Origin of the sequence: Allobosea sp. (assembly GCF_035999205.1) — a bacterium.
Classification (GTDB): domain Bacteria; phylum Pseudomonadota; class Alphaproteobacteria; order Rhizobiales; family Beijerinckiaceae; genus Allobosea.
In genome coordinates this window covers 585820-602942 of sequence record NZ_DASYHA010000025.1, presented here as the reverse complement: position 1 = coordinate 602942, position 17123 = coordinate 585820, and the positions used below count along the sequence as shown (strand labels likewise).

22 protein-coding genes are annotated in these 17123 nt (G+C 68.9%); 18 read left to right on the top strand and 4 right to left on the bottom strand.

The genetic code is table 11. The annotated features are described in order from the left end of the window. Nucleotides 1-20 precede the first annotated feature (20 nt). Nucleotides 21-2000: a methylmalonyl-CoA mutase subunit beta gene (locus VGN82_RS18280; protein ID WP_327528465.1), complete on the bottom strand. Its 1980-nt coding sequence runs from the start codon at nucleotides 1998-2000 to the stop codon at nucleotides 21-23. 182 nt (nucleotides 2001-2182) lie between these two features. Further along, entirely contained in the window at nucleotides 2183-2569 is a 387-nt protein-coding gene (locus VGN82_RS18275) for a DUF2267 domain-containing protein (RefSeq protein WP_327528464.1), read from the bottom strand. A 157-nt stretch (nucleotides 2570-2726) separates the two neighbouring features. Here VGN82_RS18275 and VGN82_RS18270 point away from each other — a divergent pair, with 157 nt between their 5' ends. From VGN82_RS18270 to VGN82_RS18225, 10 genes are all read left to right on the top strand, one after another. After that, nucleotides 2727-4262 carry a helicase HerA-like domain-containing protein gene (locus VGN82_RS18270; RefSeq protein WP_327528463.1) on the top strand — a complete coding sequence of 512 codons (1536 nt, stop codon included), beginning with the start codon at nucleotides 2727-2729 and terminating at the stop codon, nucleotides 4260-4262. A gap of 126 nt (nucleotides 4263-4388) precedes the next feature. Beyond that, a complete protein-coding gene (locus VGN82_RS18265; protein ID WP_327528462.1) occupies nucleotides 4389-5771 on the top strand; it encodes a M20/M25/M40 family metallo-hydrolase in 1383 nt (460 codons plus the stop codon). Then, complete coding sequence (locus VGN82_RS18260; protein ID WP_327528461.1) at nucleotides 5768-6349, top strand: LOG family protein; 582 nt, start codon at nucleotides 5768-5770, stop codon at nucleotides 6347-6349. Before VGN82_RS18265 ends, VGN82_RS18260 begins: the two co-directional genes overlap by 4 nt. A gap of 158 nt (nucleotides 6350-6507) precedes the next feature. After that, entirely contained in the window at nucleotides 6508-6906 is a 399-nt protein-coding gene (locus VGN82_RS18255) for a hypothetical protein (protein ID WP_327528460.1), read from the top strand. Continuing rightward, the gene (locus VGN82_RS18250; protein WP_327528459.1) at nucleotides 6839-8152 is read left to right on the top strand and encodes a DNA-packaging protein; all 1314 of its coding nucleotides are present in this window, start codon (nucleotides 6839-6841) and stop codon (nucleotides 8150-8152) included. The genes VGN82_RS18255 and VGN82_RS18250 overlap by 68 nt, the downstream gene beginning before the upstream one ends. 94 nt (nucleotides 8153-8246) lie before the next feature. Further along, nucleotides 8247-9428 carry a phage portal protein gene (locus VGN82_RS18245; protein ID WP_327528458.1) on the top strand — a complete coding sequence of 394 codons (1182 nt, stop codon included), beginning with the start codon at nucleotides 8247-8249 and terminating at the stop codon, nucleotides 9426-9428. Beyond that, nucleotides 9425-9625 carry a hypothetical protein gene (locus tag VGN82_RS18240; RefSeq protein ID WP_327528457.1) on the top strand — a complete coding sequence of 67 codons (201 nt, stop codon included), beginning with the start codon at nucleotides 9425-9427 and terminating at the stop codon, nucleotides 9623-9625. Before VGN82_RS18245 ends, VGN82_RS18240 begins: the two co-directional genes overlap by 4 nt. Beyond that, a complete protein-coding gene (locus tag VGN82_RS18235; RefSeq protein WP_327528456.1) occupies nucleotides 9622-9816 on the top strand; it encodes a hypothetical protein in 195 nt (64 codons plus the stop codon). The genes VGN82_RS18240 and VGN82_RS18235 overlap by 4 nt, the downstream gene beginning before the upstream one ends. Then, on the top strand, nucleotides 9813-10334 hold the full coding sequence (locus VGN82_RS18230) for an HK97 family phage prohead protease (protein WP_327528455.1): 522 nt from the start codon (nucleotides 9813-9815) through the stop codon (nucleotides 10332-10334). The genes VGN82_RS18235 and VGN82_RS18230 overlap by 4 nt, the downstream gene beginning before the upstream one ends. Nucleotides 10335-10357: 23 nt before the next feature. Beyond that, complete coding sequence (locus tag VGN82_RS18225) at nucleotides 10358-11602, top strand: phage major capsid protein (RefSeq protein WP_327528454.1); 1245 nt, start codon at nucleotides 10358-10360, stop codon at nucleotides 11600-11602. A 95-nt stretch (nucleotides 11603-11697) separates the two neighbouring features. Here the strand turns inward: VGN82_RS18225 and VGN82_RS18220 are convergent, their stop codons facing one another. Further along, nucleotides 11698-12540, bottom strand: a complete 843-nt coding sequence (locus VGN82_RS18220; protein WP_327528453.1) for a S1 family peptidase — start codon at nucleotides 12538-12540, stop codon at nucleotides 11698-11700. A gap of 65 nt (nucleotides 12541-12605) precedes the next feature. Beyond that, nucleotides 12606-13385: a S1 family peptidase gene (locus VGN82_RS18215; RefSeq protein WP_327528452.1), complete on the bottom strand. Its 780-nt coding sequence runs from the start codon at nucleotides 13383-13385 to the stop codon at nucleotides 12606-12608. Nucleotides 13386-13457: 72 nt separating this feature from the next. Here VGN82_RS18215 and VGN82_RS18210 point away from each other — a divergent pair, with 72 nt between their 5' ends. The 8 genes from VGN82_RS18210 to VGN82_RS18175 are packed head-to-tail and all read left to right on the top strand — an operon-like array spanning nucleotide 13458 to nucleotide 17110. Then, nucleotides 13458-14027 (top strand): head-tail connector protein, encoded by a 570-nt coding sequence (locus VGN82_RS18210; protein WP_327528451.1) that lies wholly within the window; start codon nucleotides 13458-13460, stop codon nucleotides 14025-14027. Between the two features lie 3 nt (nucleotides 14028-14030). Beyond that, entirely contained in the window at nucleotides 14031-14375 is a 345-nt protein-coding gene (locus VGN82_RS18205; protein ID WP_327528450.1) for a phage head closure protein, read from the top strand. Beyond that, entirely contained in the window at nucleotides 14372-14782 is a 411-nt protein-coding gene (locus VGN82_RS18200) for a DUF3168 domain-containing protein (RefSeq protein ID WP_327528449.1), read from the top strand. Before VGN82_RS18205 ends, VGN82_RS18200 begins: the two co-directional genes overlap by 4 nt. Nucleotides 14783-14813: 31 nt before the next feature. Further along, nucleotides 14814-15224, top strand: a complete 411-nt coding sequence (locus VGN82_RS18195) for a phage major tail protein, TP901-1 family (RefSeq protein ID WP_327528448.1) — start codon at nucleotides 14814-14816, stop codon at nucleotides 15222-15224. Nucleotides 15225-15235: 11 nt separating this feature from the next. Beyond that, nucleotides 15236-15607 (top strand): gene transfer agent family protein, encoded by a 372-nt coding sequence (locus VGN82_RS18190; RefSeq protein ID WP_327528447.1) that lies wholly within the window; start codon nucleotides 15236-15238, stop codon nucleotides 15605-15607. Between the two features lie 17 nt (nucleotides 15608-15624). Beyond that, complete coding sequence (locus tag VGN82_RS18185) at nucleotides 15625-15813, top strand: phage tail assembly chaperone (RefSeq protein ID WP_414644353.1); 189 nt, start codon at nucleotides 15625-15627, stop codon at nucleotides 15811-15813. Between the two features lie 36 nt (nucleotides 15814-15849). Then, nucleotides 15850-16455 carry a phage tail tape measure protein gene (locus tag VGN82_RS18180; RefSeq protein WP_327528445.1) on the top strand — a complete coding sequence of 202 codons (606 nt, stop codon included), beginning with the start codon at nucleotides 15850-15852 and terminating at the stop codon, nucleotides 16453-16455. A 13-nt stretch (nucleotides 16456-16468) separates the two neighbouring features. Beyond that, a complete protein-coding gene (locus tag VGN82_RS18175) occupies nucleotides 16469-17110 on the top strand; it encodes a DUF2460 domain-containing protein (protein WP_327528444.1) in 642 nt (213 codons plus the stop codon). Nucleotides 17111-17123: the final 13 nt, after the last annotated feature.

Below are 17123 nucleotides of genomic sequence, written 5' to 3'. Positions count from 1 at the left end.
CCGTCTCAGGCCAAATTTGTTCAGACGAACGCGATCGCATGGGCACGCGTGAGCGCCTCGATCGCATCGCCCCCTGCAGAGATGAACGAAGTGACGCCGGCCTTGTTCAGTTCCGCCTCCAATTCACCGGGGCGTCCGGCCAGCCAGACTGTCGCGCCGGCCGTGGACAGCGCCCGCGCTGCAGCAGCTCCCTCGGCCGCATAGGCTGCGTCCGAGCCGCAGAGGCAGGCGAGGCGCGCGCCCGATGCCGTGTAGGCTGCAACCAGCGCGGCAACGTCCGTGCCGCCGTTCTTCGCGAACCCGTCGCCGCTTGGCGCCGAAAGTCCTCCGGCCTCGAACAGGTTGCGCGCGAAGCCCGCTCGCGCCGTGAAGTCGGCGATCGGCCCCAGCGTCGCGACGAACACGACGGGGCGCTGCGCAGCCGCATCCGCCTGGTCGCGCAGCACCTCGAACGGCTCGGCCAGGCGCCGGGATGGCAGGGGCTCGGCATGGAGCCCGTCTTCCGGCGCGCTCAGAGCCGCGTCGCGCGGGGCGCCAGCGGCCAACTCGCCGATCAGCTTGCCCTGATCCTGCTCCGACGCCTTCCGGAGGGGCTGCGCGGGTTTGCGGCGCGCCGGCGCCGCGACATCGAGCACGGAGACCGACGCTTCCTTGATGTTGGGGAATTCGCTCGTGCCGGTGATGGGTTCGCGGCGTGTCGCAACCGCTTTCGAACGCAAAGCGTGTTGCCCTGCCAGGCTCGACTGGATCGCGCCGCTGGCGAGAGCCGAGAGGATGCCGGGCAGGCCGTTTCCGGCCTCGCCCTCCAGGCCCTGCAATGCGCCCCAGCCCTTCTCGCACAGTGCCAGCGTCAGCGCCTCGAAGCTGCCGGCGCCGGCGGCCGGGTCGGCGACGCGCCAGAGATTGGCTTCCTCCAGCAGCACGAGCTGGGTGTTGCGGGCGATGCGACGCGCGAAGGCATCGGGCAGGCCGAGCGCGGCGGTGAAGGGCTGCACCACCAGCGAATCCGCCCCGCCGACTCCTGCCGAGAAGGTCGCGATGGTGCCACGCAGCAGGTTGACCCAAGGGTCGCGCCCGGTCAGCGAGCGCCAGGCCGTCTCGGCATGCAGGACCATCGGCTTGGGCGAAAGGCCGCAGGCCTCCTGCACGCGCTGCCAGAGCAGTCGTGCCGCCCGGAATTTTGCGATGGTCAGGAATTCGTCGGTGTCGGCCACCAGCACGAAGGAGATCGCGTCCCGCGCCTCCTCAAGCGAGAAGCCTTCGGCCTGCAATGCGCGCAGATAGGCGATGGCCGTCGCCAGAACCGCGCCGAGTTCCTGCGCCTCGCTGGCGCCGGCCTCGTGATAGGGCCGTGCATCCGCCGCGATGAAAGGTCCGGTGAAGCCGCGCGCCCGCAGGGCCCGGATCGTCGCGGCGAGCCTGCGGCCGATCTCCGGCCAGGAGGCGGCGAAGGTGCCCGTGCTGGCCAGGAGCCCGATCGGGTCGAGCCCGAAATCGACGGCCACGCCATCCGGCGCCAGCCCACGCTTCTCGACGAGCGCCGCCAGCAGCAGCGCGTTGACGCGTCCCTGCGGCGCCGGATCGATCCGCAGGCGGATCAGGTCGAGCATGGCGCCGTCGAGGCTGGCGTCCAGCGCCGCGACATCATCGGCGACGAGGCCATGGCCGCGGGCAGCGCGCGCGCCGGCAAAGGAAAGGATCAGCGAATCCGCGCCGCCTTCGAGATCGGCCAGCGCCAGCTTCTGCGCCTCGCGCGGCTCGGGATGGTCGAGGCGGGCTGCAACATGCCAGCGCCCGGGCTCGCCACGCAGCGGGCGCAGCGCTGGGGCGGCGGCCTCATAGAGCGGCTCGACGCGGATGCCGTCGGCGGTCCGACCGACGAGCTTCTTTTCGAAATCGGCGCCCTTCAGGACCTTCTCAACCGCCGCCCGCCAGGCCTCCTGCGCGGGCGCCGGGAAGGCGTCCATGAAGGGCAGGTCGGATGCTGGGGCGGAATTCATGCGCGCCGGTCCTCGTCTCTTGCCATTTGTGCAGTCGCGAGGGGTCATTGCCACGGCCGGCGACGCATCGCCATTCCTACTTCGTCGCAACGGGGCTGCGCAAACCTGCGCAGCCCCGACAAGGCCCGAAACGACAACGCCGCCCGAAGGCGGCGCTGTGCTCCTGCATGTTCAGATCGACGTCAGACGAATTGGCCGAGCCCGGGAATGGCGCCGACGATCGCGCCCATCGCGTCTTCGCCCGCCTTCTCGCGGCCGACCGCGAACATCTCCTTCGAGACCGATTGGATCTGGCCCATCGACAGGCCCGCACCCATCAGCTGGCCGCCGAGCGCCATCACGCCACCGTTCCCGCCCATCAGGCCGCCGACCATACCCATCAGGCCGCCCTTGGCGCCGCCTTCGGCATTGGCGAGCTCCTGGGCGCCCGGCAGCGCGGCCATCAATTCGTTGATCTCGGCCGGGGGGCCTTCCTTCTGCAGAAAGGCGAGGATGATGCCGATCGCCTTGCGGGCGAGCTCTTCGTTGAGGCCCGAGGCCGCGATCACGCGGGAGATCAGTTCATCCATGGTCTTCATCCTGTTGCTTGCGGCGGTTGGCGGCGAGATAGTTCACATATCAACGATCTGATCAAGCACATAGCGTGAGCAGCGATCGGGCTTCCGCCCGCGAGCGCCTTTCGCTACACCCTTGCCCTGACCCATCGATAGCACAACAGGCAGGCCCATGGCGGATGACGGCGCGATTCTGATCGGCAAGAGCTGGAAGGCGGAACACCTGCTGCTCAAGCTCGCCAATCGCCACGGCCTGGTGACGGGCGCGACCGGCACCGGCAAGACGGTGACCCTGCAGGTGCTGGCCGAAGGCTTCGCCAGGAATGGCGTCCCGGTCTTCGCCGCCGACATCAAGGGCGATCTCTCCGGTATCGCGGCGCCGGGCGATTCCAAGCCGGTCTTCGTCAAGCGCGCCGAGGAGGTCGGCGAGAAATACGAACCCGACCAGTTCACCACTGTCTTCTGGGACGTCTTCGGCGAGCAGGGCCATCCGGTCCGCGCCACCATCTCCGAGATGGGGCCGCTGCTGCTGGCGCGGCTGCTCGATCTCAACGAGACGCAGGAAGGCGTTTTGAACATCGCCTTTCGCATCGCCGACGAGCAGAAGCTCCTGCTGCTCGACCTCAAGGACCTGCGCGCGATCCTCGGCTTCATCGCCGAGAACGCCAAGGACCTGACCACCAAATACGGCAACGTCACCTCGCAGACGGTCGGCACCATCCAGCGCGCGCTCCTCGTGCTCGAGAACCAGAAGGGCGACATGTTCTTCGGCGAGCCTGCGCTCGACATCGCCGACCTGATGAAGACCGATCGCTACGGCCGCGGCATCGTCAACATCATGGCCGCTGACAAGCTGATGGCCAATCCGCGCCTCTATGCGACTTTCCTGCTCTGGCTGCTCTCGGAGTTGTTCGAGCAGCTTCCCGAGGTCGGCGATCTGGAGAAGCCCAAGCTCGTCTTCTTCTTCGACGAGGCGCATCTCCTGTTCAACGGCGCGCCCAAGGCACTGCTGACGGCGGTGGAGCAGGTCGTTCGCCTGATCCGCTCGAAGGGCGTCGGCGTCTATTTCGTGACGCAGAACCCGCTCGATATCCCCGATACGGTGCTCGCCCAGCTCGGCAACCGCGTCCAGCACGCGCTGCGCGCCTTCACGCCGCGCGACCAGAAGGCGGTGAAGGCCGCTGCCGAGACCTTCCGCCAAAACCCGAAGATCAACACCGCCGAGGCAATTACGCAGCTTGCCGTCGGCGAGGCCCTCACCTCGACGCTGGAAGGCAAGGGCACGCCGACGATCGTCGAGCGCACGCTGATCGCGCCGCCGATGGCGCAGGTCGGCCCTTGCTCGGTCCAGATTCGCCAGCAGGCGCTGGTCGAGTCGGGCTTCAAGGGCAAATACGACACCATGGTCGACCGCGAGTCGGCCTATGAGGTGCTGGCGAGCCGCAAGAACCTGACGCCGGACGGGGAGCCGGTCGAGGCCTCGACGACAGGGGATGGCGGCATTCTCGACACGATCGGCGGCTGGCTCGGTGGCACAACCGAGCGTCCGAAGACCGGCCCCGGCAGCCGGGGCGGCCGGATGCCGCAGAGCATGGCGGAGAAGGTTCTGACCTCGGCGGCGCGCTCGGCGGCGACCACGATCGGTCGCCAGGTCGGCAGCGCGATCCTGCGCGGCGTGCTCGGCTCGATGATGGGCGGTAAGCGTTAGCCGAAGGACGCCACGTCCCGCGCATGGCTGACACCGCCGTCAAGTCTTGCCATCATCAGCTCTTGCCATGATGGCGCCACCTCAATCGGCTCCCGTTTGCGCGTGAGCCCAGCCTTGCCGAGTACCATGACCAAGCTGCCCGCCATCCTCGCCCGTCTCGATGCCGATCTGGACGCCTCGCTGTCGCGCCTGTCGTCCTGGCTCGAATTCCCCTCCATCGGCACCGATCCGGCCTTCAATGCCGAGACGCGGCGCGCCGCGGAGTGGCTGGCGAAGGATCTCGAGACGCTCGGCTTCACCGCCGGCCTGCGCGAGACGCCTGGCCAGCCGATCGTCCTCGGTCACCGCCCCAAGCCGGGTGCGCCGCATGTGCTGTTCTACGGTCATTACGACGTCCAGCCGGTCGACCCGCTGGCGCTCTGGGAGACCGATCCCTTCAAGCCGACGGTCAAGGAGATCGAACCCGGTCGCAGGGTGATCACCGGTCGCGGCGCCTGCGACGACAAGGGCCAGGTCATGACCTTCGTCGAGGCGATGCGAGCGACCATTGCCGAGACCGGCGACCTGCCGATCGGCGTCACCATCATGGTCGAGGGCGAGGAGGAATCGGGCTCGGTCAACCTGCCGGCCTTCGTCCGCGAGAATGCCGAAGCTCTGAAGGCCGATTTCGCCCTGGTCTGCGATACCGGCATGTGGGACCGCGAGACGCCGGCGATCACGTCCTCGCTGCGCGGCATGGTCTATCAGGAGGTCACGATCACCTGCGCCGATCGCGACCTGCATTCTGGCCTGTTCGGCGGCGCTGCCGCCAATCCGGTCCATGTCCTCGCGAAGATCGTCGCGGCACTGCATGACGAGACTGGCCGGATCACGCTGCCCGGTTTCTACGAGGGCGTCGAGGAGCCGACCAACCAGCAGAAGGCCGACTGGGCCGACCTCAATCTCACCGAGGAGGAGTTCCTCGGCCAGATCGGCCTGAAGCACTCCATTGGCGAAAAGGGGCGCATGCTGATCGAGCAGATCCAGTCTCGCCCGACCTGCGACGTCAATGGCATCTGGGGCGGCTATACGGGCGAGGGTACCAAGACCGTGATCGCGGGCCAGGCCTCGGCCAAGATCTCGTTCCGCCTCGTCGGCAAGCAAGATCCGCAGAAGATCGCGGCCGCCTTCCAGGCCTTCGTGCGCGAGCGGCTGCCGGCCGACGTCACCGCCGAGTTCATCGCGCATGGTGCTTCGCCCGCGTTCGCGGTGCCGCTGGATTCGCCGGCCCTGACCAAGGCGCAGGCTGCCTTGACCGAGGAATGGGGCCGCAAGGCCGTGACCATCGGCTCTGGCGGTTCGGTGCCGGTCGTCGGCGATTTCAAGCGCCTGCTCGGCATGGACACGCTGCTCGTCGGCTTCGGCCTCGATGACGACCGGGTCCATTCTCCCAACGAGAAATACGACCTCTCTTCCTTCCACAAGGGCCAGCGCTCCTGGGCGCGCATCCTGCAGGCTTTGGGTTCATGAAATCGGTTTGCGTCTTCTGCGGGTCAAATCCCGGCAATGATCCGGTCTATGCCGATGCGGCGCGCGCCATGGGCGCCGAGATCGCGCGGCGCGGCCTCGTCCTGGTCTATGGCGGTGGCGCGGTCGGCCTGATGGGCATCGTCGCCGATGCGGCGCTGGCTGCGGGCGGCGAGGTCCACGGCATCATCCCGCGCGCGCTGCGCGAGAAGGAGGTCGGCCATTACGGGCTCACGCGTCTCGAGATCGTCGAAACCATGCATGTCCGCAAGGCGCGGATGGCGGAGCTGTCGGACGGCTTCATCGCCATGCCCGGCGGCATCGGCACCTTCGAGGAGCTCTTCGAGATCTGGACCTGGGCACAGCTCGGCATCCACCAGAAGCCGCTCGCCTTCCTGAATGTCGCCGGCTTCTACGATCCACTCGCGACCTTCCTCGACAACACGGTGGAGGCCGGCTTCCTGAAGCAGACACACCGCGCCATGGCGTTGACGGATACGGAGCCAGCGACCCTGCTCGACCGCATGGAGCAGTACGTCCCGGCGCAGACGATCAAATGGGTCGAGAAGGAACAGGTCTGAGGCGGTTCCGCTTCTCGCCTGAAGATTGTAGGAAATTAGTCCTTGACATCGTGACGCTGATCGGGTAGACATCAGGAACGCTCACGAAGTGTGACCGAAACGAAGCCGCCGCGCTCCCCAGCCGGCGGCTTTCGCGTTTCCGGCCCCGGAGACTGCCCATGACCGATGACGAGGATGACGCGCCGGCGCTGCCGGCTGCGAAGGCCAGGCGCTTGCCTGTCGGCCGCAAGGCCGTGGTGACGAAGCTCTGGCGTGCTGCCAAGCGCCAGCTCGACGCCCATGAGGCGCGCCTCGACGAGCTGCCGAAGGGCGTGGCCGCGAGCGAAGCCGACGCCAAGGCGCTGGCGGTGCTCGCCCGCACCGTTCGCGAACTCGTGGCGCTGGAAGGTGCGACCGCAGCCCGGGAGAACAAGGCCAGCGATGATGCCGACCCTGCCGACGGATTGCGCTACGCCGCCGACCTCCGAAAGGAACTTGCACGACGTCTTGATGCGCTTGCCGACCGCGAGCTGGGCCAGGATCATTCCCAGGGATCTGCTCCCGGAACTGGAGCCTGATCTGCTGATCAGCCTCGGGGAGGCCTGGAGCCTCTTCGGGCGCGAGGATCAGCAGCTCCGGAGCCCGCCTCATCCGCCGATCTGGCTCGTCCTAGGTGGCCGCGGCGCCGGCAAGACGCGCACGGGCGCCGAGTGGGTCAAGGGCATGGCGCTGGGGCTACCGCCCTATGCCGACCGAGCGACCGGCCGCATCGCCCTCGTCGGCGAGACGCAAGGCCAGGTCCGCGACGTGATGATCGAGGGCGTCTCCGGGCTGCTCTCGATCCACACCCGCTGGGAGCGGCCGACATGGTCGCCCTCGCGCCGGCGGCTCGAATGGTCCACGGGCGCAATTGCGCAGGTCTTCTCCGCCGAGGATCCCGAAAGCTTGCGTGGCCCGCAATTCGGCGCGGCCTGGTGCGACGAGCTGGCGAAATGGCCGAACCTTCAGGAGTGCTGGGACATGCTGCAATTCGGCTTACGCCTCGGCGACAGGCCGCGCCAGATCGTGACGACGACGCCGCGGCCGGTGCCACTGATCAAGCGCCTGCTCGCGGATCCGCATGTCGCGGTCAGCCGGGCGGCGACCAGCGCGAACCGCCTCAATCTCGCCGCCGACTTCATCCGCAGCGTTACCGGGACCTATGGTGGCACGCGGCTCGGCCGGCAGGAACTCGATGGCGAACTGGTCGAGGAGAGCGCCGACGCACTCTGGACGCGAGTCATGATCGAGGAATGCCGCGAGCCACAGGCGCCTGCCATGGTGCGAATCGTGGTCGCGGTCGATCCGCCGGCATCGTCCTCGCAACGGGCCGATTCCTGCGGGCTCATCGTCGCCGGCATTGATCGTGACGGCATCGGCCATGTGCTCGAAGACGGCACGATCTCCGGTGCCCGCCCGCATGAATGGGCGGCCAAGGCGGTCGCGCTCTATCGGCGCTTCGAGGCCGATGCGCTGGTCGTCGAGGTCAACCAGGGCGGCGAGATGGCCGAGAGCGTCATCCGCGAGGTCGATCGAGGCGTGCCGGTGACGGCTGTCCGGGCCACGCGCGGCAAGTATCTCAGGGCCGAGCCGGTCGCGGCGCTCTATGCACAGGGGAGAGTGCGCCATGGCGGTGTCTTCCCGGCGCTGGAGGACGAGATGTGTGACTTTGGGCCGGGAGGTCTCAGCTCCGGCCGCTCGCCGGACCGGCTCGACGCGCTCGTCTGGGCACTGACCCATCTGATGCTCGCGCCCAAGGGACGGCCGCGGGTGAGGGGGATCTAGATTCGAACGCCGTCGTTCTCGGGCGTGTCAGCGGACCCGAGCACTAGATGCTCGGGGCAAGCCCGAGCATGACGCACTCAACAGCGAGACCTTCATGCTCAATCTCCTACGCCACCTGCGCGGCCTCGCCGCGCCGGAACGCAAGCGCTCGCGCGTCGGGCCGCTGATCGCGCTGCACGAAGCGGGTCGCCCTGTCTGGACGCCGCGCGATTATGCGGCGCTCGCCCGCGAAGGCTATGAGCGCAATCCGGTCGTGCATCGCTGCGTCCGGCTAATCGCAGAAGCCGCGGCGCAGACGCCGCTCATTGCCAAGGTGGGGGCGCGCGAGATGCCGGAGCATCCCGCGCTTGCGCTGATCGACAGGCCCAATCCGCGCCAGGGCGGGATCGCCTTCCGAGAAATGCTGTTCGGCCACCTGCTGGTCGCGGGCAATGCCTATGTCGAGGCGGCGAGCGCGGGCCGCGAGCCGCGCGAGCTCTATGCGCTGCGGCCGGACCGGATGCGGATCGTGCCAGGTCGCGACGGTTGGCCGGAGGCCTATGACTACACCGTCGGCGGCGACACCATCCGCTTCCGGCAGGAAGAGGGTGCGCTGCCGCCGATCCTGCATCTGACACTGTTCCATCCGGTCGACGATCATTACGGCCTCTCGCCGATCGAGGCCGCTGCATGTTCGCTCGACATCCACAATGCCGCCAGCAACTGGCACAAATCGCTGCTCGACAATGCGGCGCGACCCTCCGGCGCACTCGTCTATGACGGGCCGGACGGGGCCAGCCTGACCGATGCGCAGTTCGAGCGGCTGAAGGCCGAGCTGGAAGACAGCTTCCAGGGTGCGCGCAATGCCGGCCGGCCGCTGCTGCTCGAAGGCGGATTGGACTGGAAGCCGCTTTCGCTGACGCCGGCTGAGCTCGACTTCGTCGCGGCAAAGGGCGTCGCTGCGCGTGAGATCGCGCTCGCCTTCGGCGTGCCGCCGCTGCTGCTCGGCCTGCCCGGCGACAACACCCACGCCAATTTCGCCGAGGCCAACCGCGCCTTCTGGCGCCAGACCGCGATCCCGCTGGTCAGGCGCACGGCGCAGTCGCTGGCGCAATGGCTGGGGCCGGCCTTCGGTGACGAACTCACGCTGGAGCCCGACCTCGATGCCATCGAGGCGCTGGCCGAGGAGCGGGAATCGCTCTGGCGCCGGCTCTCGGCCGCGACCTTCCTCAGCGAGGGCGAGAAGCGCGAGGCGGTCGGCTACGGCCGCGCGCCGACAGGTGGGGGAGTGCCATGAACCTGCTCGAACAGATCGTCACTGCCTTCGTCGGGCGCGCCGATGTCGGCCATCTCGGCCTGCTGCTCTGGGCGGCCTGTGCGTCCGCCTTCGCCTGTTTCGTGCTGCGCGAACTGACCGCCGCCAACCGGCGTTTCGACGAGTTCGTGCGCGAGCTCAACCGCTTCAATGCACGTCACGAGGGGGATCAGCCATGACACGTTCCGGTGAGAAGACGCCGTCGCCACCATCCTCCCCCGCAAGCCGCGGCCAGCCGCAGAAGCCGGCGCGCGGGCCGGCGAACAGCGAGGCCTTCGGCCGCTTCGTGCGCAACCTGGCCAGGCTGGAGGGAGGTCCCGGCCGCCTCGGCAAGGCTGGCGCCGAAAAGTGCGGTGAGGGCGTCCGATGAGGAGCGCCTTTCCGACAGGGCCGCTTGCGCGCGAATCCAAGTTCCTGCCCCTGCCGCCAGCCCGGATCAGGCCCGACGGCCTGTTCGAGGGCTATGCCAGCCTGTTCGGAATCGCCGATCTCGGCAAGGACGTGGTCGAGCCCGGCGCCTTCCGCGACAGCCTCACCCGGCGTGGTCCGGGCGGAATCAAGCTGCTCTGGCAGCACGATCCGGCCGAGCCGATCGGCCGCTGGATCAGCCTGACCGAGGATGCGCGCGGCTTGTTCGTCCGGGGACGGCTCTCGCTGGCCGTCGGCCGGGCCCGCGAGATCCATGCGCTGATGCGCGAGGGCGCCGTGGACGGGCTCTCGATCGGCTTCCGTTCGGAAAGAGCCCGGACGGAACCGCGCAGCGGCCTGCGCCGACTCGAGCGAATCGATCTCTGGGAAATCTCGATCGTCACCTTCCCGATGCTGCCGCAGGCCCGCGTTTCCAACGTCAAGGCGCTGCGAGGCGCGGCCGCATTCGCCCACGCCTGACCTTTTCCACCCGAGGAGAGACCATGACCACTGCCAACCACGCTCCTGAGAGCAAGGCTGCCGGAACCGATCTGTCGCTGGCCTTCGACGACCTCCGCTACACGCTGGAAAGCTACCGCGTCAGCAATGACGAGAGGCTGGCCGAGATCGAGACCCGCCGCGGCGCCGATCCGCTGACCGAGGAGAAGATGGCGCGGATGGATGCTGCGCTCGACGATGCGATGCGCCGCATCGACCGGCTGACGCTCGACCGCAGCCGCCCGGCGCTCGGCCGTGACGAACCGCGCGATCCGCTCGTCGCCGAGCACAAGGCCGCCTTCGCCGCCTACGTCCGCAGCGGCGAGGCCGGCGGGCTGAAGCGGCTGGAGGGCAAGGCGCTCTCGGCCGGTTCCGGCCCCGATGGCGGCTATCTCGCGCCGTCCGGCGTCGAGACCGAAATCCTCCGGCGACTGGCCAATGTCTCGCCGATCCGCGCTCTCGCCACCGTGCGGACGATCTCGTCCGGCACCTACAAGAAGGCCTTCTCCACCACCGGCCCGGCCTCCGGCTGGGTGGCCGAAGTGGCTGCCCGTCCCCAGACCGGCACGCCGACACTGGCCGAGCTCTCCTTCCCGGCCATGGAACTCTACGCCATGCCGGCGGCGACGCAGACCCTGCTCGACGACGCCATCGTCAACATCGACCAGTGGATCGCCGATGAGGTCGAGAGCGCCTTCGCCGAGCAGGAGGGCGCGGCCTTCGTCAATGGCGACGGCATCGACAAGCCCAAGGGCTTCCTGGCCTACCCTACGGTGGCCGAGGCGAGCTGGAGCTGGGGCAATATCGGCGTGCTGAATACCGGCGTGGCCGGCGCCTTCGCGGCCTCGAACCCGTCGGATATCCTGGTCGATCTCGTCTACGCGCTGAAGGCCGGCTATCGCCAGAACGCCTCCTTCGTGATGAACCGCAAGACTCAAGCCGCCGTACGCAAGTTCAAGGATTCGACCGGTCACTATCTTTGGCAGCCTCCGGCCTCGGCCGGTGCGCCGGCGACGCTGCTGGGCTTCCCGCTGGTCGAGGCGGAGGACATGCCCAACATCGCCAACAATGCGGTCTCGCTCGCCTTCGGCGATTTCCGGCGTGGCTATCTCGTGGTCGACCGGGCCGGCGTCCGCATCCTGCGCGATCCCTACTCCGCCAAGCCCTATGTGCTGTTCTACACCACCAAGCGCGTCGGCGGCGGCGTGCAGGATTTCGCCGCGATCAAGGGCCTGAAATTCGCGGTCTGACCTGCGTCGAAGGGGGCGGAGGACGGGGCGTTCGCGCCCCGTCCCTGGATCAGGTGCCGATCGGATCTGCAGGGCGACCGGTTCGGAACCGGTTCTTATCGCGAGAACCACCAGCTGTAGCCGGCCGATGGCGGCTGTGGTTCGAGTTGGCGCGGATTCGGCCCCATCGCGAGCAGTCGCGCTGCAGTCTCCGAGATCCAGCTGCGATGCTCGGCGATCGGCGTGATTGCGGTGAAGCCGCCGCAGATGCGTCGCTCGCGCGAGTTCAGCGGGCCGCTCGACCAGCTTACGATGCCGACCAGATCGCGCGAGCGGATGTCGCCGCGCAGGACGGGGCCGCCCGAATCCCCCCGGCAGGCACCTGCACCGGGGCTCTCGCCCCTGCCTTCGGCATCGACGGCGACCTTGACCGTATTCTGGGTGGTGTAGTTGCCGGCATTGACCAGCCTGGTCTCACGCAGGCGTCGAGCCGTATTCTTGTTGTTCTCGATCGAAAGGCCGAAGCCGGCCATCGACACGCTCTCGCCCTGCCAAAGCCCGCCGCCGAGCGTGACCGGCACGATGTCGGTCGGCAGCGGCGCCGCCAGGCGAAGCATCGCGAGGTCGGTACCGGGCTGCGTGCGCGGCGTCGTCCCGGGAACGAAAGTCGGATGCGGCAACACCGCGACGACGGCGTGCCGGCGCGTGCGGAAACGCGGATCGAGGCTGACCACGCTGACGGCGCCGCCGCCCATCAGGCAATGCGCCGCCGTCAGGACGAGTTCGGGGGCGATCGCCGCTCCGGAGCAGAGTTCGCCCCGGCTGGTCTCGACACGCAGCGTCGAGGCTCGCGCCCCACGCACGTCCTGCGACGTTGCGCCGCCGACGACGGCATGCGCCGGAGGAGCCCCGGCGGCGATGGCGGTAGCGAGAACCAGGGCGAGACGACGACAAATCATGACAGGGACCAGATGATCGAACCGGTTCAATCTATGGGCTGCGGCGCCGCAGTCCAGCCCTTCCGTCAACGACCGCTCGTCCACGAGGCGCGCTCGGCCCATTTCGCGAGAGTGCCATCGATCCAGTTGCGCTGCGGCGAAACCAGCACACCCTGGCTCAACAGGCCGCAGCTCTTGCCTGACGGCCCGGTCGACCAGCTCGTGACGGCGACGATGCCACCGTCGGCCGATGTCATCGGCCCTCCGGAATCGCCCTGGCAGGCCCCGGATCCGGGACGCTTGCCCCCGCCGACGGGGTCGGCTGCCCAGAGCAGCACGCGGCCGGGGCCATAAGGCTCGACCGCGACCAGGGCTGCAGAACGATAGACGCCGGTCGTTCGGGCCTCACCTTCGCGCGAGACGCCATAGCCCGCCAGCGTCACCGGGGCGCCGGCGCGCGGCTGCTCTCCGTCGAGAAGCGTGGCGGGAGTGAAGCGCGCGGGCAGTGGATCGGCCATCCGAACCAGGGCCATGTCGATCGAGCGCTGCCGCGCCGCGACCGCATTGGCCTTGAACTCGGGATGGAGGGCGATGGCAGCTGGTGCGATCAATACCGGCTCGCCGCCGCCATCCTTCCAGTGGACGCGCAGCTCGGTGCCGCCGGCTGCGCAATGGGCGGCCGTCAGGATCGCGCGCGGCGACAGCACGATGCCGGTGCAGACGCCGCCACGCGCGTTGAGAACCATCAGTGTCGAGCCGCCAGCTGGCCCGCCATCGCGGCCGCCGACGACGGCGCCTGCGGAATTCGCCGCCAGCGTCAGACCCATGGCGAGGCCGAACAGGCCGATCAGATAACCGATGCGCATCGCGCTCCTCCCCGACAGGAGGCGCTGGATAGCGCGTCGGCCACCGCAAATGAACCCCCGATCGGAGCGACCATGACGCCGCTTGCCCTGACCCCGCCGGCGCTGGAGCCGGTCTCGCTGGCCGAAGCCAAGATCTTCCTGCGCCTCGATCAGAGCGCGGAGGACGATCTCCTGGCTACGCTGATCACGGCCGCGCGCCTGATGGTGGAGGCGGCATCCGGCCGGCTGCTGGTCGATCAGGCCTGGCGCGTCGTGATCGACCGCTGGCCCGATGGTGGCGAGATCCGCCTGCCGCTCTCGCCCGTGAGCGCGATCACCGCCGCTCGGGTCTATGACGTGCTTGGGACGGCGCAGCCGGTCGCGCCGGGCGCCCTGCAGCTCGACACCGTTGCCGATCCGCCGGTCATCCGGCTGGCCGGGGAGGTGCCCGAGATCGGCCGTCCCCGTGGCGCGATCGAGATCGACGTGGTCGCGGGTTTCGCCCCGACCGCGGCCGCGGTGCCGGCCTTGCTGCGACAGGCGGTCCTGCGGCTGGCCGCGCGCTGGTTCGAGCAGCGCGGCGATGTCGTCGGCCGTGATGCGGAGGCCCTGCCGGCGGAAATCATGACGTTGGTCGCGCCGTTCCGACGCGTGAGGCTCTGAGCAATGGCGCAACCGAATGGCAATGCCACAGCGGTGGGCGCGCTGCGCCGCCGGCTCGTGCTCGAAGCGGCCGTCACGTCGCCGGACGGCTTGGGGGGGCAGACGCAGAGCTTCGAGACCGTCGCGGCGCTGTGGGCCCAGGTGGAATGGCTCGGAGGCGGCGAGCATTGGCGCCGGGGCCGGCCCGAACAGGCCGCGACGCATCGCATCACGATGCGCTGGCGTGCCGGCGTCGAGGCCGGGCAGCGCCTGCGCGATGGCGAGCGTCTTTTCGACATCCGCAGCGTCGCCGATCCCGACGGCAGCAGGCGCCGCCTCGTCTGCCATATCCTGGAGATCACGCCATGAGCGATGCGGTCCTCAGCCTGCGCGCCGCGATCCAGATGCGGCTCGAAGCCGATGCTGCCCTGAGCGCCCTGATAGGCCCCGGCCGCATCCATGACGAGGCCCCGCGTGCCTCGAGCGGCATCTATGTCGTGCATGGCGATGCCGAGGCGAGCGACTGGTCGACCGGGAGCGATCGCGGCTGCGAGCAGGATTTCGGCCTCACCGTCTGGGCTGGCGAGAGCTCGTCGTCGCGCCGGGCTCTGGAAGCGGCGGCGCTGGTCGTTGCGGCGCTCGATGAGGCGCCGCTCGCGCCCGCCGGCCACGGGCTCGTCAATCTCCGCTGGCGCTCCACGCGGCTGACGCGGGACCGGGCGACCGGGCTCGCCTTCGTCGCGATCCGATTTCGGGCCGTGACCGAGACGCTTTGACTTCATCAAACCCGAACCAGGGAGGCGCCGGATGTCGGCACAGAAGGGCAAGGATCTGCTGCTGAAGGCGGCGGATGCGGAAGGCGATTTCGTCACGGTCGCGGGGCTACGGGCCCGCCAGATCGCCTTCAACGCGGAAACTGTGGATGTGACGCACTCGGAGTCCGCCGGCCGCTGGCGCGAGCTGCTGGCCGGCGCGGGCATGCGCCGCGCGGCGATCAGCGGCGCCGGGATCTTCAAGGACGAAATCTCCGATGCTCTGGTCCGCCAGATCTTCTTCGACGGCGCGATCCGCGACTGGCAGGTGATTGTGCCGGATTTCGGCACCGTGACGGGGCCCTTCCAGCTGTCGAGCCTGGAGTACCGCGGCGACCATGCGGGCGAAGTCACTTTCGACCTCTCGCTGGAATCGGCCGGCCAGCTTGCGTTCACCGCGCTGTGAGGGGGACGGGCATGATCAACCGCTACCGCGGCGAGACCGCCCTCATGGCCGGCGGTCAGGCGCTGCCGATGCGTCTGACGCTCGGCGCGCTCGCCGAACTCGAACACGCCTTCGCCGTGGACAGCCTGCCGGCGCTGGGCGAGCGCTTCGTCGGTGGCAGGCTCTCGGCGCGCGACGTGACACGCATCCTCGTGGCCGGGCTTCGCGGTGCGGGCAGCGGCCTCAGCGAGGACCAGGTCGCGAGCCTTGACTTCGACGGCGGTCTCAACGGAGCGATCCGGGCGGCCATCGACCTGCTCGATGCAACCTTCGGCGATCCGGCAGGGGAAGCGGCGAGCCAGACGGAGGCTACGTCGCGCCCTCCGCAGCCGCCGACGCGCTAGGTGCGCCGGCGGCGGCCATCCCCTTTCCCTGGCACGAGGTCATGGCCTTCGGACTCGGCCGCCTTGGCTGGTCGCCTGAAACCTTCTGGGCGGCGACCCCGCACGAGATCGATGCCGCGCTGCGTGCACATCGGACCGGTCAATCGCCTGCGGTACCTGGGCGCGATGCGCTGCGAGCCCTGATGGCGGCCCATCCCGATGCCTGACCCTGCCAGTTCCTTCTCTCGCCTTCGGAGTCTGCCATGGCCGATGACGACATCGTCCTTTCCTCCCGCCTGTCGGACATGCGGTCACTCGGCTCCCTGACGCAGAATCTCGGCAAATCGGCCGAGAGCTTCGGCAAGTCGATCACCAACGCCTTCGCCAAGGGCATCATCGAGGGCAAACGCTTCGAGGATGTGCTGCGCAGCGTCGGCCGCTCGATCACCGAGAGCCTGCTGAAATCGGCGCTGAAGCCGCTGCAGAGCAGCCTGTCGAGCCTGCTCGGTACGGGGGTGAAGAGCCTGACGGGCCTGTTCGGCGGCGGCTTCAACCTGGGCGGGCTGGGCGGCGGCGGTGGCGGCGTCCCGGTGGCGCCCTTCGCCGAGGGCGGGGTCATCGCCTCGCCCGCCTATTTCCCGCTGGGGCGTGGCCTCGGCCTGATGGGCGAACGTGGCGCCGAGGCGATCCTGCCCCTGTCACGCGGCGCCGATGGCCGGCTGGGGGTCCGCTCGACCGGCGACGCGCGACGCCCCCTCAATGTGGTCGTTCAGGTCTCGACGCCCGATGCCGACAGCTTCCGCCGTTCGGAAGCTCAGGTTTCAGCGGCGATCGCTCGCGCGGTCGCGCGCGGCGGCCGGGCACTGTGAGGAGCCTCGGCCCATGACCGATTTTCATGAGACCCGCTTCCCGACGGACGTTGCGCGTGGCGCGCGGGGCGGACCGGAACGCCTGACGCAGATCGTGACCCTGGCCTCGGGCCGCGAGGTGCGCAACAGCCGCTGGGCTCATTCTCGCCGGCGCTACGATGCCGGGCTCGGCATCCGCACGCTCGACGCGTTGGCGGCGGTCGTCGCCTTCTTCGAGGAGCGGCGGGGGCGGCTCTACGGCTTCCGCTGGCGGGACCGGCTCGACTGGAAGAGCTGCCCGCCCTCGCAAACGCCTGCCGCGACCGATCAGCCACTCGGCACCGGAGACGGCGTGCAGGCGGTCTTTCAGCTCGGCAAGGACTACGGCTCCGGCGCGGCGCGCTATCGTCGGCCGATCACCAAGCCCCTGCCGGGCGAAGTGCTGATCGCCGTTGACGGCGTCCTGGCCGATCTGCCCGGACATGTCGACTGCGACGCGACGACCGGCCTCGTGACCTTCGCGGCCGGGCATGTGCCGGGGCCGGGCGCCGTGATCACCGCCGGCTTCCTGTTCGACGTGCCGGTGCGCTTCGACATCGACGCGATCGAGGTCGATCTCTCCGCTTTCGAGGCCGGCGAAATCCCCAAGATCCCGATCGTCGAGATCATCCCCTGAGGCGATATCTCTC

Bases quoted from the DNA above. Each gene is read 5' to 3' on its own strand.
- VGN82_RS18280 (WP_327528465.1), bottom strand. From the start codon at position 2,000: ATGAATTCCGCCCCAGCATCCGACCTGCCCTTCATGGACGCCTTCCCG.
- VGN82_RS18275 (WP_327528464.1), bottom strand. From the start codon at position 2,569: ATGGATGAACTGATCTCCCGCGTGATCGCGGCCTCGGGCCTCAACGAA.
- VGN82_RS18270 (WP_327528463.1), top strand. From the start codon at position 2,727: ATGGCGGATGACGGCGCGATTCTGATCGGCAAGAGCTGGAAGGCGGAA.
- VGN82_RS18265 (WP_327528462.1), top strand. From the start codon at position 4,389: ATGACCAAGCTGCCCGCCATCCTCGCCCGTCTCGATGCCGATCTGGAC.
- VGN82_RS18260 (WP_327528461.1), top strand. From the start codon at position 5,768: ATGAAATCGGTTTGCGTCTTCTGCGGGTCAAATCCCGGCAATGATCCG.
- VGN82_RS18255 (WP_327528460.1), top strand. From the start codon at position 6,508: ATGACCGATGACGAGGATGACGCGCCGGCGCTGCCGGCTGCGAAGGCC.
- VGN82_RS18250 (WP_327528459.1), top strand. From the start codon at position 6,839: ATGCGCTTGCCGACCGCGAGCTGGGCCAGGATCATTCCCAGGGATCTG.
- VGN82_RS18245 (WP_327528458.1), top strand. From the start codon at position 8,247: ATGCTCAATCTCCTACGCCACCTGCGCGGCCTCGCCGCGCCGGAACGC.
- VGN82_RS18240 (WP_327528457.1), top strand. From the start codon at position 9,425: ATGAACCTGCTCGAACAGATCGTCACTGCCTTCGTCGGGCGCGCCGAT.
- VGN82_RS18235 (WP_327528456.1), top strand. From the start codon at position 9,622: ATGACACGTTCCGGTGAGAAGACGCCGTCGCCACCATCCTCCCCCGCA.
- VGN82_RS18230 (WP_327528455.1), top strand. From the start codon at position 9,813: ATGAGGAGCGCCTTTCCGACAGGGCCGCTTGCGCGCGAATCCAAGTTC.
- VGN82_RS18225 (WP_327528454.1), top strand. From the start codon at position 10,358: ATGACCACTGCCAACCACGCTCCTGAGAGCAAGGCTGCCGGAACCGAT.
- VGN82_RS18220 (WP_327528453.1), bottom strand. From the start codon at position 12,540: ATGATTTGTCGTCGTCTCGCCCTGGTTCTCGCTACCGCCATCGCCGCC.
- VGN82_RS18215 (WP_327528452.1), bottom strand. From the start codon at position 13,385: ATGCGCATCGGTTATCTGATCGGCCTGTTCGGCCTCGCCATGGGTCTG.
- VGN82_RS18210 (WP_327528451.1), top strand. From the start codon at position 13,458: ATGACGCCGCTTGCCCTGACCCCGCCGGCGCTGGAGCCGGTCTCGCTG.
- VGN82_RS18205 (WP_327528450.1), top strand. From the start codon at position 14,031: ATGGCGCAACCGAATGGCAATGCCACAGCGGTGGGCGCGCTGCGCCGC.
- VGN82_RS18200 (WP_327528449.1), top strand. From the start codon at position 14,372: ATGAGCGATGCGGTCCTCAGCCTGCGCGCCGCGATCCAGATGCGGCTC.
- VGN82_RS18195 (WP_327528448.1), top strand. From the start codon at position 14,814: ATGTCGGCACAGAAGGGCAAGGATCTGCTGCTGAAGGCGGCGGATGCG.
- VGN82_RS18190 (WP_327528447.1), top strand. From the start codon at position 15,236: ATGATCAACCGCTACCGCGGCGAGACCGCCCTCATGGCCGGCGGTCAG.
- VGN82_RS18180 (WP_327528445.1), top strand. From the start codon at position 15,850: ATGGCCGATGACGACATCGTCCTTTCCTCCCGCCTGTCGGACATGCGG.
- VGN82_RS18175 (WP_327528444.1), top strand. From the start codon at position 16,469: ATGACCGATTTTCATGAGACCCGCTTCCCGACGGACGTTGCGCGTGGC.